We start from the raw sequence: 12,258 nt of genomic DNA, 5'->3' as shown, positions 1-12,258 counted from the left end.
CATATCCATGCGTGATCTCTTCAAACGTGTTCCCATCCTTCTCGCCTTGGCCAGCGCCGTCGTTCTTGTCGGCTGGCAAGTCGACGCGGAGCCGAACCGGACGACGCTGCCCGAATTGGCAGGCCTCGTTCATTACACGACCGTCAGACGGGGGAACGTGACTGAGCATATCATGACGACAAACGAAGCCATCCAGGCGGTGAAGACCGGACAGCCGGTTCCCGACGGCACGCACTTCGTCCTGGTGGATTACCGCGAAGGCGCAGTCTTTCGCTATTTCGTCATGGAAAAGGGCCGCGGCTGGGGAGCGGACTATGACGAGGACCGCCGCACCGGCGATTGGCAGTTCCAATGGTTCAAGTCGGATGGCACGATCAACATGGCCGAGAACACGGTGCGGTGTCAGTCCTGTCATTCGTCCAGAGCCGACGAAGGCTTCCTCTACACCCTTGACGAACTCAAGGAATTCGACGGAGCCGTCGTTGAATAGGCCGGATCGAATCTCCGGCGAGGGCGTCGCATCGTGAGTCCTTTTTTCGTGATCCGCCTTGTACTCGACTTCACCGCGGCCGGGCTGCTTCTGGCCGCGCTCGCCTACTGGTGGCTCGACAACACCTCGCACGAGCTGATCGGCACCGGCATGTTCATCCTTCTCCTATCCCACAACGTCTTCAACCGGCGGTGGTGGACGAGGCTTCCAAAGGCGGCGCGCGGCCGGCCAAACCTTCTGACAATCGCGTCGAATATCTCGATCGCCCTGGCGATATCAGCTTTGCTGGTGACCAGCGTGCTGATTTCCCGCTCGGTGTTTGCTTTCCTTCCCGTGAGCGGCGGGCCGACGGCGCGCGAAATTCACATCCTTGCGGCATATTGGGCATTCATTCTCGCAGCCGTGCATCTCGGCCTTCACTGGTCGATGATCATGGCCGTCATAGGCGGGCTTTTACGGGTCGGTGCTCCAAACGCGATCAGGACTGCATCCCTTCGCGCTGCCGCAGGCGCAATAGTGGCGTGGGGCATCCACAGCCTATTCGTCATGGGAATCGGAGACCGGCTGATTGCTCGGCCATCGATCGATTTCTGGGATTTTCAGGAGTCCACCATCGGGTTCTTCCTGCATCACCTCGCGATTCTCGGGACGTGTGCGTGCGCTGCGCACTATGCGGCCGTCTGGCTTCGATGGGGGCGTGCGGCGCACCGCCTTTTGTGACAGCACTGTACGGAGGGCGGGGAGGCGTGGCACACCGACCAGCCCTCATTGTGACGAGGCCTGAAGGGCACTCTCGAACCACAGGCCATCCATGGCTTTTGGGCGACGGCTACTTCACATATCCCAACTCGGCCATACACGCCTTGAAGACGTTATCCGACGCAACCGCCCCAGCGATCCACAAACGGCCGGCCGAAACCTGCGTCTGAGAAGCTCGACCATTACAAATTGCCTTCGCGCGCTCAAGCTGCGATTGCTCTGTTGATGAGGCGCGGTGCCATTCACCATTGGTCGCAGGCGTGCAGGCCGCAAGAGATGCACAACAATAGACAACCGTCGATACCCGCATTAGCCCATCCCCCACTTTACGGCGAGATTACCGAGTGCCGCGAAAATGTCGATAGCTTGGTACCCCGTATGCAGGCGTTGTGAATATGTGAGGACTTGATCAGACGCCACTCCGACCCCACGTCTTTTCAGTTGCAGATATCTTGGAGGCCGAAGCTTTAGAGTTGCCAACCACCACCACCTTGCAACGCCTTGGCACCTCAATTTCATCAACGCCAGGACGCCAGAAGAGGCTATGTCTGCCGCTAAATCTTATCTTTCTCGGCAGGATCCAAACGGAATTTACAATTACGATCTTCAGATGGTTGCTGCCTAAAAGCCAGCGAGTGATGTTCGCTGCGTTTTTGTGAGGGATGGAGTTTGTGGCTGCCCGGCCCTTCGCTTGGCTCAGGGCGTTCGTTGCTGCAATCGATTCACCGGATCGATTGCCCGGGCTGCGCCCGACCGCAACTCACCCCAGCACATCATAGAGGCGGAAGATGAAGCTGATTTGGTAGATCAGGTTGGCGATGACGAAGGCGGCGTGGAAGCGGCGGTTGGGAGTCCAGGCGGCGATGGCGCAGAGGAGGATGTAGATGATGTTGCGGGCTGGGTATTCCCAGCCGAGAGAGAGGATGCGTTCATGGCCCTTGAGCGCCGTGTCGAGAATATCGACGGCGTAGGTCAGGCCGAGGATGCCGAAGAACCATTTGCGCCGGGAAATGAAATATTCCTCGTAGCCGCCATATTCGTCGAGTGTAGCAGGGAAGAGCAGGGCGCAGAGCAGGAAGAACAGGCTGCAGAAGCAGATCAGGAAGAGATAGATGCCAAAGCCGATGGCCGGCACGGCCTGCAGGCGATATTCCCACCACCAGATATGGATGATGAACAGGAACATCGACAGTGCCCAGCCGAGATGGATGGGATAGACCTTGGCCTTGCCTGGATGCTGGACGATGCCGGCAAGGCCGGTCAGCACCCTGGCGAGCGAAAGGCTGATGACCATGCCCATCACCACCTTGATGTGAAGGAAGACCTCCGGCGAGCTGACCGTTTCCATACTTTCAATCCTTGGTCTATCACTCCTCGGGGACTTGCTTCGGTTTGCCCTCTTCGTCGAGTGCCACCATGATGAAGGTGCCGGCGGTGACCTTTTCCTGCTGGTTGTAGCGCGAACGATGCGCCCAGGCTTCGACGATCAGCGTGATCGAGGTGCGGCCGACGCGGTCGATATCGGTATAGACGGAAAGCGTATCACCGATCTTGACCGGCAGCTCGAAGGCCATCTCCTTGACCGCGGCGGTGACGACGCGGCCCTTGGCACGCTCTGCGGCGCGGATGCCTGAGGCAAGGTCCATCTGCGCCATGACCCAGCCGCCGAAGATATCGCCAGCTGGATTGGCATCGCCCGGCATGGCAAGCGTCCTGAGCGTCAGTTCGCCTCTCGGCTTGGCGGCATCGGTCATCAAGTCTTCTCCATCTGGTGCGGGCCATGGGCCGGCGATTCACTGGGGAGCACCCTAGTGCAAAGGCTGTGGGCTGTAAAAGACGGCAGGGCCAAGCGCTACGGACGGCCGACGGGAAAAATGTTGCCGCCGTTGCCGATTGAAATTTCATTCGATTTCAAATGGTTGAGTTTTACAGCTTTGACCTGACCTTACGTTATTTAATCGTCTTCTAATTAAGCTTTACGCTCCAGTAATTCCAACAATTCAGAATGCGATCGATCTCAAATACAAGAATCGCCGGGAACCTCATGCGCAACGTCAAGATTTCCACCCGTCTTTACTGCCTCGTCGGATTCACGCTTGCCGTACTGGCGGCGACGATGGTCTTCTTTCTGAATTATTCCTATTCCGAGCTGGAAGCGGAACGGAAGGCGGGGCTGGCGCAGATGGATGCGACGGCGCTCGGCATCTTTGACAAATATTACAAGATGGAGCAGGCGGGCACGATGACCCGCGAACAGGCGCAGGTGGCCGCCAAGGACGTGATCGGCGCGATGCGCTACGGCGCCGACGGTTATTTCTGGATCAACGACATGCGTCCCACCATGGTGATGCACCCGATCAAGCCGCAGCTGAACGGCACCGATATCTCCCAGATGAAGGATCCGACGGGCAAGTTCCTGTTCGTCGAGTTCGTCAACAAGGTGAAGAAGGACGGCAAGGGCTTCGTCGATTATCTCTGGCCGAAGCCGGGCGCCGACCAGCCAGTGCTGAAATATTCCTATGTCGCCGGTTTCGAGCCCTGGGGCTGGATCGTCGGCACCGGTGTCTATGCGGATGATCTTGCCGCGCTCTATCGCCAGAACGCGATGTGGGCCGCGCTGCTCTGCCTGCTTGGCGCCGCCGCGACGATTGCCATCGCCTATGCCATCGTGCGCAGCGTGACTGTGCCGATCGCCCGGCTGAAGGCGGCGATGAACGCGATTGCGGCCGAAGAAGCATCGGTGGAGATATCAGGCAGTGACCGTCGCGACGAGATCGGCCAGATGGCCAAGGCGCTGCTGGTGCTGCGCGATTCCGTCGACGAGCGCAGCGCGTTGCGCGGGCGGGAAGACGAAAGACAGCAGCAGATCGAGGAAGAGCGCCGCGGCAACGAGGCAAGCCTGCGTTCAGCATCCGAGCGGCAAACCCAAGCGATGCAGGCGCTCGGCGTCGGCCTTGAGAAGTTGGCGGGCGGCGACCTCACGGTTGCGATCGGCGATATCGGCGAGGATTACGCCAAGCTGAGGGGCGATTTCAACGCCGCCGTCGACGCGCTGAACGGCGTCATCCATGCGATCGCCGAATCGAGCCATGTCGTCAACGAAAGCGCTTCCGACATCAGCGAGGCAACCGGCAACCTGTCAAAGCGCACGGAGCAGCAGGCCGCCGCACTCGAAGAGACGGCGGCAGCGCTCGACGAGATCACCGCGACGGTCAAGACGGCATCCGAACGGGCGAACGAGGCGCGAGAGATGGTGGCCGAGACCAAGGCAAGCGCCGGAAAATCCGGCGAGATCGTCCGCAATGCGGTCACCGCGATGGGCCGGATCGAGGATTCCTCCAACCGCATCGGTCAGATCATCTCGGTCATCGACGAGATCGCCTTCCAGACGAACCTTCTGGCGCTGAATGCCGGCGTCGAGGCTGCGCGGGCGGGCGAGGCGGGCCGCGGCTTTGCCGTCGTCGCCCAGGAAGTGCGCGAACTCGCCCAGCGTTCCGCCAATGCGGCCAAGGAGATCAAGGAACTGATCAGCCGGTCGGCAACGGAGGTCGAGGGTGGGGTGGCGCTGGTGCGCTCGACGGGTGAGGCACTGCTGGAGATCGAGGCGCTGGTCAACCAGGTCAACGATCACGTCGCATCAATCGCGACGGCGGCGCGCGAGCAGTCGACGGGGCTGAACGAGATCAACGGCTCCGTCAATCACATGGACCAGATGACCCAGCAGAATGCTGCGATGGTCGAGGAGACGACGGCGGCAAGCCGCACGCTCGCCGACGAGAGCACTCAGTTGAAGACGCTGCTTTCGAATTTCCGCCTGCGCGCCGAGCAGTCGGCGGTGACCCGATACACACGGGCAGCGTGAGGAAGCGGAGAGATGAAAGGCCGGGAAACCGGCCTTTTTCAATTCCGTCGCGTTCAGATTGTGCCGGTAAGTTTTCATTCACCGTTTTTAATTAAAATTGGAGTGAGTTTTTTCGGTCACTGCCCAGCCAGCCTGCGGAAGCGATAAGAGTATGGCGTTTGTTTCCTTTCCTCGGCGAACCCTTTTGCCCGTTATCCTCTCGGCGGCGCTGACGACCTGTTCGATCAGCGACGGACTGGTGCCGCCCGCCAATGTCGACAACGGCACCAGGGTCAGTTCGATCTCGCCCGCGCGGGCACCAGCGGCGCGCATGGCGCCTTCGGTCCGAATGGCGCCGGTGGAAAGCCAGGCCTCCTATCCGGTTTCCAGCGCGCCCGTCGGCAATAGCCAGGGCTCCGTCGATTACCTCGACACGCCAAACCTCGCCGGCACCGGCCACGCGGCACGAGCCGCTCCGCCGCAAACCGCACCGGGACGTAAGCTGCCGATGATCGACAGCAACGAGGCGCTGGCGCAGCAGAACCAGAACTGGGGCGGCACGCAAGATCTTGCGATCCCGTCCGGCGGCGTCAACATGGATGACGATCTCGGGGCGGAGCCGGTCGTCGGGCTGGCACAGGAACAACAGCAGCAGATCGCCGAGGGCAATGCCACCGAGCCTGTTGTCGACGGCATCGGCACCGACAATCCAACGCAACTCAACCAGCCGATGCGCCAGCCCGTACCGCAGGCGATGCCGCAGCCGGCGGCCGAGGCACAGATGAGCCGGGCGCCCGCCTGGAACGACGGCAGCCCTGTGGTGGCGCCATCACGTGTTCCCGAAGAGGACGAGAGCGAAGAGGTCGCGATGCTGCGGCCGAATAATCCGATGATGAGCGAGCCGGCAGCACCCGTCGATCCCAGCGTCATGCCGTCCTCCGAGCTTGCCTGCCGGCGCGAGCTGAAGCGCATGGGCGTGCTCTTCGACGACAAGCCACCGATCTCGAATGGGCCGGCCTGCCAGGTGCCCTATCCCGTGTCGTTGAAGGGGCTTTCCGGCAATATCGGCGTCCGCCCGGCCGTAACGCTGAACTGTCAGGTGACGCTTGCCTTCGCCAAATGGGTGAAAAACGAACTGGCGCCGTCCGCCCGCTATCGTTACTGGTCCGGCATCAAGACGATCCAGCCGCTCGGCGGCTATTCCTGCCGGCGCATGAACAACAGCCGGCAGAAATACAATCCGATGTCGGAACACGCCCGCGGCAACGCCATCGACGTCGGCAAGTTCGTGCTGAAGAACGGCCACGAGATCGACGTGCGCAAGAAGGGCCTGTTCTCGCTGCGTGAGGGGCGGCTGCTGAAGGCGGTGCGCAGCGACAGCTGCCGCTATTTCAACACCGTGCTCGGCCCCGGCAGCAACCCGGAGCATTGGAACCACTTCCACTTCGATCTTCGCTCCCGCAAGAGCGGCAAGGCCTATTGCGACTGATGCATGTCCTCCAAAACCATGCGGCGGGTGCCGATGTTGTGGCCGCAATTGGGCCGGGCTGGCAGAAAACGGTTCATCCCCGCCGCAGGGCACGCTATAGATCGGCCAGACGGATTGCCGTTTCGAGAGTTTGATCCATGAGCTATGATTTCCACGTCGGCCAGAAGGTCGTCTGCATCAACGATACCTTCAAGCATGTCAGCATCGACCAACTGATCCGCAAGGGCGAGATCTATACGATCCGCTGGGTGGGCGAATATACCCATTATATCGACGGCACGTTCATCGGGGTGAAACTCGCGGAGATCAACCGCGGCAATGATGACGGGCCGGAAGGTTATGGCGCGGCCGACATGCCCTATCGCGCCACGCGGTTCCGGCCGCTGGTGAAGGACAAGATCTCGTCACTGCGCAAGCTTTTAGCGCCGACGCCCGATGCACCGGTGGAGCCTAAGGAAAAAATCAGGAAGAAAGAGAAGGTCTGACCGCCCCACGACACCGATCAGGCCGTCTTTCTGCTCAGGAACAGCGCAGTCTCTTTGCTGACCTCTAGCACGCCATTGCGTTGGCTGAACGCATCGGCAATGGCTTGACGGAACCTGGTGAGTTGAGTTTCGCCGGCGCCATCGCCGGGCGGATAGGAGGTGAGCGCCAGGAATACATCCTCGGGCTCGGTGATCCGCAGGCTTGCCGGATGCTGCGACATGCTCACGTTTCCAAACTGCGACCGCATCGATCGTTCGGCAGCGTCATATCCAAAGGCTTCGGCAGCCGGGTCGGATGGAGCACTGCCGAATACGGTCGTCAGCGCGTAGATCTCGCGCATATTGCCGGCGCCGTTGGTTGTGACCGCGAGCAAGCCGCCCGGCCTCAGCACTCTTGACATATCCGCGATGCCTGCGGCCGGGTCGGGCAGATGATAGAGCATATGCATCGCGACCACGGCATCGAAGGCGTCATCTTCGAAGGGGAGCGCGGCTGCGTCGGCCTGGCAGCCCCGGACGGAGCCGAATGGCAGGGTGCTGCAACGCGCCACCGCCTCGTCGACCATGCCTTGTGAAAGGTCGGCAAGCGTCAGGTCAAGATTCTCCGGCAGCAGACCTACCGTTGCTGCCCAGAACCAGGCCGGTCCGCAGCCGACGTCGAGGACACGATCGCCTGGCTTCAGGGACAACTGCGTTGCAACCCATGGAAACCAGGCCGTCTCGGCGATGGTGTATTGGCTATGCAGTCGAGCCCGCGCGGCGAGCTTCCGGCCGTCGCCATACTGTCCCGCATTGTCTGCTGTTATGGAGGACATGGCATCTCTCTGGGCTTCTTCACAGGCGCCGCCTCGAGCTTGTCCATAGAAAACTATAGAGAGCTCAGCCCCCGGACAAGACCTGACTTTCGTGGGCGAGCCGAGCCTGTTCGCATAGCTGCCGTTGAGGGATTGCCTTGGCGCCACGAGTCTGGTTGTGAAAAATAAATCGTATCCGATTAAATCGGAATGGTGTTGACATCAGTTTTCGTGTGGCGTATTAGAGCGCATTCGATTTAATCGGATACGTACAAATCCCAAACCGAAAGGATATCACCATGACCGAGAAGCTTCTCTTTACCGGCAAGACCCACATCTCTGGCGGCCGCAACGGCTCTGCACGCAGCAGCGACGGCACGATCGACATCAAGCTGCTGCAACCGCATCCGGCTGCCGAAAACCTGTTCGGCATCGCCTGGTCGGCCTGTTATATCGGCGCCATCGAGTTCGCCGCCTCGCAGCGGAAGATCACGCTGCCTGATGGTCCCGAGGTCGACGCGGAGATCGATCTCAACGTCGATAACGGCTCCTTCTTCCTCAGGGCGCGCCTCAATGTCAGCCTGCCCGGCATCGATCGCGACGTTGCTGAGGAGTTGATCGAGGCAGCCCATGGCATCTGCCCTTATTCCAAGGCGACACACGGCAATATCGACGTCGAGACCAAGCTTGTCTGAGCGGGCGAGGGCAAACCTCATCGCCGGAGGATTTGATGCGGAGGGCCTGCCGATCGGCTGGCAGACCCCTTCCTGAGGTAGCAGGCACCGGAAACCTTGCCGATCTGGAGAATATGCCATGATCAATAGCCACGCCCAGCCGCACCAGGCCTATGACGAGTTTTCACTCGTGCTCGACCCTGATGTCTATGAGCCATTGCCCGATGACTGGCTGATCGGCATCACCGACGTCGTCAGCTCGACCGCTGCGATCCGGTCGGGGCGCTATGAAGACGTCAACTATGCCGGCGCATCTGTTATCGCGGCGCTCGGCAATGCCTGGGGTTCGTTCGATTTCCCCTTCGTGTTTCGTGGGGATGGGGCGGCATTCGCCTTGCCGCCGCAGGGCATCATGGCCGCGACCTCGGCATTGCGGCAGGTCGCAAGCTTTGCCAGCACCGATCTCGACCTCAACCTTCGGATCGGGCTGCTCACCGTGCGTGAAATCCGGGCCGGTGGGCGCGACGTCAGAATTGCCCGCTATGCCGCCTCCGAGAACGCGACCTATGCGATGTTTACAGGGGGAGGGCTCAAATGGGCGGAGCAGCAGATTAGGAATGGCCGGTATCTGGTCAAGCCGGGCCGCTACGCGACGAAGCCTGATCTGACTGGACTGAGCTGTGACTGGACCCCATTCCCAAGCCAGCGAGGCGAGATCCTGTCGCTGCTGGTCGAGCCAAGTGACCATATCAGTTCCGAGGTCTTTGCGGCGCTGACGAAGCGTGTGCTTGCGGTTTTCGATGCCGCGCCGCGCCAATCTCATCCGCTTCCCGCCGGTGTTCCCTTGTCAGGAGACGGCGGGAAGCAGCTCGATGCGAAAGGCTGGTCGGAGGTCGCCGCCAGCTCGGATTTCCGCAAGTTCGACGACGGTTTGCGCCTGACGCTGGACTGCACGCCGGAACAGATCGACAAGGTCGAAGCGATCCTCGTTTCGGCAAGGGCGCGCGGCGAGATCAACTTCGGACTGCACCGCCAGTCGCATGCGCTGATGACTTGTCTCGTACCATCGGACAGGCCGGATTCGCACCTGCATTTCCTCGACGGATTGGGCGGCGGTTATGCCAGGGCGGCCGAGATGATGGAGGCCGGTGCGCATGGCGACGTCCAGCATCATGCGCGCTGAAGACCCGTTCGGCGAGATGTCGTGACCGCCAAGAGACCTAAGCGGGCGTGCCTGTTTCCCGCATGGCCAGGTTTGCTAGCATCTCAGTGAACTGAGGCAACGCCAATTCGGCTTCTTTTTCTATCGCGGCGGCGGTGAACCATCTGAGCTCGGTGTGTTCATCACCGATAAGTCGCGGCCGGCCGCGCCATCTATCGATGTGATAGACATGGAAGGTGACGGGTGCTTCGGGCGGGCCTTCCGATCCGAACCGTCCTGCAAACTGCCAGAACTCCGGCGTCACGCCTATTTCTTCCATCAATTCCCGGCACATTGCCGTCTCGGCGTCTTCGCCCTCTTCGATATGGCCGCCCGGGAGGCTCCAGCGGTCCGGGTGCACCTTGCGCTCGGAACTGCGCCTGGCCAGAAGAACGGTTCCGTTCCGGCTCAAGACGCCCATCGCGATGTCGGGCATGCATTCTCCTGTCCTTATCGAACTCGCGCCGATGCTGCCCGCAGCCACGGCTCTTTGCAATGACCAGTCGTCCATTGAGACAGTCGAGGCATAGCCTGACAGGGTAAGTTGACCCCCGACGTTGCCCGGGAGCATAGTCCCCGGACAGACGCGAATGACCTGCTGATGCGAACGAGGTCGGTCAGTCGATCTTCGTGCGTTTCCGAACAGATCAAACGGAGAGGAGAGCGTCATGCCACCCACATCCCTATCAACGCCCACGCGGCGCGAACTGCTTGCGGCCACGGTCGCCGCCGGAGCCATGAGCATGCTTGCCGGGACGCGTAGCGCTCAGGCAAACGGCGACGGGGTTAGCCCCTTCAGCGTCAATTTCCCCGAGGATCAGCTTGACGATCTGCGCCGGCGCGTCGCGGCCACCCGTTGGCCTGACAAGGAGACAGTTGCGGATGATACGCAGGGCGTGCAGCTCGCAACGATCCAGAAACTCGCGAAGCATTGGGCGACGGATTACGACTGGCGCAAGATGGAGGCGCGGCTCAATGCGCTGCCGCAGTTCATCACCGAGATCGACGGGCTGGATATCCACTTCATTCACGTGCGCTCCCAGCATAAAAATGCGCTGCCGTTGATCGTCACACATGGATGGCCTGGCTCGATCATCGAGCAGTTGAAGATCATCGAACCGCTCACCGATCCGACAGCGCATGGCGGGAGCGAAGAGGACGCATTTGACGTGGTGATCCCGTCTTTGCCGGGCTACGGCTTTTCCGGGAAACCGACGGGGTCGGGGAACTGGAACCCGCCGCGCATCGCGCACGCCTGGGTCACGCTGATGCAACGTCTCGGCTACACGAAGTTCGTGGCGCAGGGTGGCGACTGGGGCAACGCGGTGACCGAATTGATGGCGGTGCAGGAGCCGCCGGGATTGCTCGGCATCCACACGAACATGGCGGCCACGGTTCCTGCTGACATCGCCAAGGCTCTTGCCGCCGGCGGCATGCCGCCAGCCGACCTGTCGCCGGACGAAAGGCGCGCCTTCGATCAGCTCGACGATTTCTACAAGAACGGACTGGGCTATGCCATCGAGATGAACAACCGGCCGCAGACGCTCTACGGGATCGTCGACTCGCCGGTCGGGCTTGCGTCGTGGATGCTCGATCACGACATCCGCAGTTACCGGATGATCGCCCGCGTTTTCGACGGAGAGCCCGAGGGGCTGACGAAGGACGATATCCTCGACAACGTCACGCTCTACTGGCTGACGAACACAGCAATCTCCTCGGCACGCCTCTATTGGGACAATGCGCACCATCCGTCGGGCGGGTTCTTCGACCCCAGGGGCATCAAGATCCCTGTGGCGGTCAGTGCTTTTCCTGATGAGATCTACCAGGCGCCGCAGAGCTGGGCGGAGAAGGCCTATCCGAAGCTCATCCACTACAACCGGCTGCCGAAGGGCGGTCACTTCGCCGCCTGGGAACAGCCGATGGCTTTCACTGCCGAGCTCAGGACGGCGTTCCGGCCGTTGCGGCAGTAGACCCAGGCGGGATCAGGCGACTGAGGCCGCGATCACGATTTCCCCGGTTCGCCCTGCGTTGACCGCAGCAGGTTGTCGCGCAGCGTCGTCACCGATTTCTGCACGACGGGAAAGTCGTCGCCGAGGCCGATGGCGCCAAGCAGCGCGTTGCCGGGATCGGTTTCAACCAGTTGGCGTCCTGCCGGCGTCAGGCTGACCCGCACCTGCCGTTCGTCGGCGGGATCGCGGTGACGGGTGATAAAACCATTCGACTCCAGCTTCTTGAGGATGGGCGTCAGCGTGTTGGATTCGAGGAACATCTTTTCCCCCAACACGCCGACGGTCTGGTCATCCTCTTCGGAGAGAGCCACCATGGCAATATATTGGGTGTAGGTCAGGCCAAGCTCGTCCAGGATCGGCTTATAGGCGCGGCCGAAGGCGAGATTTGCCGAATAGACCGCGAAGCACAGGAAATTCGAAAGTTTCCTGCCGTCCTGGCCTGCTGGCGGGGAGGCGGGCGCAGGCATATCCAGCCCCTTAGCTGCTTTAGATGTCGGCATCGGTCCATCCTGTCCA

General features: G+C 61.0%; 13 protein-coding genes. 8 read left to right on the top strand and 5 right to left on the bottom strand.

The window, feature by feature from the left end; translation table 11 throughout:
- Nucleotides 1–7 precede the first annotated feature (7 nt).
- The gene (locus tag AC245Y_RS12930) at nt 8–490 is read left to right on the top strand and encodes a cytochrome P460 family protein (protein ID WP_017994437.1); all 483 of its coding nucleotides are present in this window, start codon (nt 8–10) and stop codon (nt 488–490) included.
- A 33-nt stretch (nt 491–523) separates the two neighbouring features.
- A complete protein-coding gene (locus AC245Y_RS12925; protein ID WP_017994436.1) occupies nt 524–1,210 on the top strand; it encodes a DUF4405 domain-containing protein in 687 nt (228 codons plus the stop codon).
- 799 nt (nt 1,211–2,009) lie between these two features.
- Here the strand turns inward: AC245Y_RS12925 and AC245Y_RS12920 are convergent.
- Both AC245Y_RS12920 and AC245Y_RS12915 read right to left on the bottom strand, forming a co-directional pair.
- Entirely contained in the window at nt 2,010–2,597 is a 588-nt protein-coding gene (locus AC245Y_RS12920) for a hypothetical protein (RefSeq protein WP_017994435.1), read from the bottom strand.
- A 19-nt stretch (nt 2,598–2,616) separates the two neighbouring features.
- Nucleotides 2,617–3,003, bottom strand: a complete 387-nt coding sequence (locus AC245Y_RS12915) for an acyl-CoA thioesterase (protein ID WP_012757923.1) — start codon at nt 3,001–3,003, stop codon at nt 2,617–2,619.
- 290 nt (nt 3,004–3,293) lie between these two features.
- On the opposite strand from AC245Y_RS12915, the gene AC245Y_RS12910 reads away from it, so the two are divergent.
- From AC245Y_RS12910 to AC245Y_RS12900, 3 genes are all read left to right on the top strand, one after another.
- Nucleotides 3,294–5,111, top strand: coding sequence for a methyl-accepting chemotaxis protein (locus AC245Y_RS12910; RefSeq protein ID WP_017994434.1), 1,818 nt, complete (start codon nt 3,294–3,296; stop codon nt 5,109–5,111).
- Nucleotides 5,112–5,262: 151 nt separating this feature from the next.
- Nucleotides 5,263–6,579 carry an extensin-like domain-containing protein gene (locus AC245Y_RS12905; RefSeq protein WP_017994433.1) on the top strand — a complete coding sequence of 439 codons (1,317 nt, stop codon included), beginning with the start codon at nt 5,263–5,265 and terminating at the stop codon, nt 6,577–6,579.
- Between the two features lie 137 nt (nt 6,580–6,716).
- A complete protein-coding gene (locus AC245Y_RS12900; RefSeq protein WP_012757920.1) occupies nt 6,717–7,064 on the top strand; it encodes a CAP-Gly domain-containing protein in 348 nt (115 codons plus the stop codon).
- 17 nt (nt 7,065–7,081) lie between these two features.
- Here AC245Y_RS12900 and AC245Y_RS12895 read toward each other — a convergent pair whose 3' ends face one another.
- Nucleotides 7,082–7,879: a class I SAM-dependent methyltransferase gene (locus tag AC245Y_RS12895; protein ID WP_017994432.1), complete on the bottom strand. Its 798-nt coding sequence runs from the start codon at nt 7,877–7,879 to the stop codon at nt 7,082–7,084.
- A 278-nt stretch (nt 7,880–8,157) separates the two neighbouring features.
- Here AC245Y_RS12895 and AC245Y_RS12890 point away from each other — a divergent pair, with 278 nt between their 5' ends.
- Together AC245Y_RS12890 and AC245Y_RS12885 are read left to right on the top strand one after the other, a co-directional pair.
- Nucleotides 8,158–8,553: an Ohr family peroxiredoxin gene (locus AC245Y_RS12890; protein WP_017994431.1), complete on the top strand. Its 396-nt coding sequence runs from the start codon at nt 8,158–8,160 to the stop codon at nt 8,551–8,553.
- A gap of 118 nt (nt 8,554–8,671) precedes the next feature.
- Entirely contained in the window at nt 8,672–9,715 is a 1,044-nt protein-coding gene (locus AC245Y_RS12885) for a DUF3095 family protein (protein ID WP_017994430.1), read from the top strand.
- A gap of 37 nt (nt 9,716–9,752) precedes the next feature.
- On the opposite strand, the gene AC245Y_RS12880 is transcribed toward AC245Y_RS12885, so the two are convergent.
- Nucleotides 9,753–10,169: an NUDIX hydrolase gene (locus tag AC245Y_RS12880; RefSeq protein ID WP_017994429.1), complete on the bottom strand. Its 417-nt coding sequence runs from the start codon at nt 10,167–10,169 to the stop codon at nt 9,753–9,755.
- A gap of 232 nt (nt 10,170–10,401) precedes the next feature.
- On the opposite strand from AC245Y_RS12880, the gene AC245Y_RS12875 reads away from it, so the two are divergent.
- Nucleotides 10,402–11,703: an epoxide hydrolase family protein gene (locus AC245Y_RS12875; RefSeq protein WP_017994428.1), complete on the top strand. Its 1,302-nt coding sequence runs from the start codon at nt 10,402–10,404 to the stop codon at nt 11,701–11,703.
- A 32-nt stretch (nt 11,704–11,735) separates the two neighbouring features.
- Here AC245Y_RS12875 and AC245Y_RS12870 read toward each other — a convergent pair whose 3' ends face one another.
- The gene (locus AC245Y_RS12870) at nt 11,736–12,242 is read right to left on the bottom strand and encodes a MarR family winged helix-turn-helix transcriptional regulator (RefSeq protein ID WP_026157396.1); all 507 of its coding nucleotides are present in this window, start codon (nt 12,240–12,242) and stop codon (nt 11,736–11,738) included.
- Nucleotides 12,243–12,258 lie beyond the last annotated feature (16 nt).

Source organism: Rhizobium sp. SRDI943, assembly GCF_057653695.1.
The sequence above is the reverse complement of the archived record's forward strand: the minus strand, read 5'-3'. Positions and strand labels throughout refer to the sequence as shown.

Excerpts from the sequence above, each read along its gene's own strand:
- AC245Y_RS12930 (WP_017994437.1), top strand. The coding sequence starts at position 8 with ATGCGTGATCTCTTCAAACGTGTTCCCATCCTTCTCGCCTTGGCCAGC.
- AC245Y_RS12920 (WP_017994435.1), bottom strand. The coding sequence starts at position 2,597 with ATGGAAACGGTCAGCTCGCCGGAGGTCTTCCTTCACATCAAGGTGGTG.
- AC245Y_RS12915 (WP_012757923.1), bottom strand. The coding sequence starts at position 3,003 with ATGACCGATGCCGCCAAGCCGAGAGGCGAACTGACGCTCAGGACGCTT.
- AC245Y_RS12910 (WP_017994434.1), top strand. The coding sequence starts at position 3,294 with ATGCGCAACGTCAAGATTTCCACCCGTCTTTACTGCCTCGTCGGATTC.
- AC245Y_RS12905 (WP_017994433.1), top strand. The coding sequence starts at position 5,263 with ATGGCGTTTGTTTCCTTTCCTCGGCGAACCCTTTTGCCCGTTATCCTC.
- AC245Y_RS12900 (WP_012757920.1), top strand. The coding sequence starts at position 6,717 with ATGAGCTATGATTTCCACGTCGGCCAGAAGGTCGTCTGCATCAACGAT.
- AC245Y_RS12895 (WP_017994432.1), bottom strand. The coding sequence starts at position 7,879 with ATGTCCTCCATAACAGCAGACAATGCGGGACAGTATGGCGACGGCCGG.
- AC245Y_RS12890 (WP_017994431.1), top strand. The coding sequence starts at position 8,158 with ATGACCGAGAAGCTTCTCTTTACCGGCAAGACCCACATCTCTGGCGGC.
- AC245Y_RS12885 (WP_017994430.1), top strand. The coding sequence starts at position 8,672 with ATGATCAATAGCCACGCCCAGCCGCACCAGGCCTATGACGAGTTTTCA.
- AC245Y_RS12880 (WP_017994429.1), bottom strand. The coding sequence starts at position 10,169 with ATGCCCGACATCGCGATGGGCGTCTTGAGCCGGAACGGAACCGTTCTT.
- AC245Y_RS12875 (WP_017994428.1), top strand. The coding sequence starts at position 10,402 with ATGCCACCCACATCCCTATCAACGCCCACGCGGCGCGAACTGCTTGCG.
- AC245Y_RS12870 (WP_026157396.1), bottom strand. The coding sequence starts at position 12,242 with ATGCCGACATCTAAAGCAGCTAAGGGGCTGGATATGCCTGCGCCCGCC.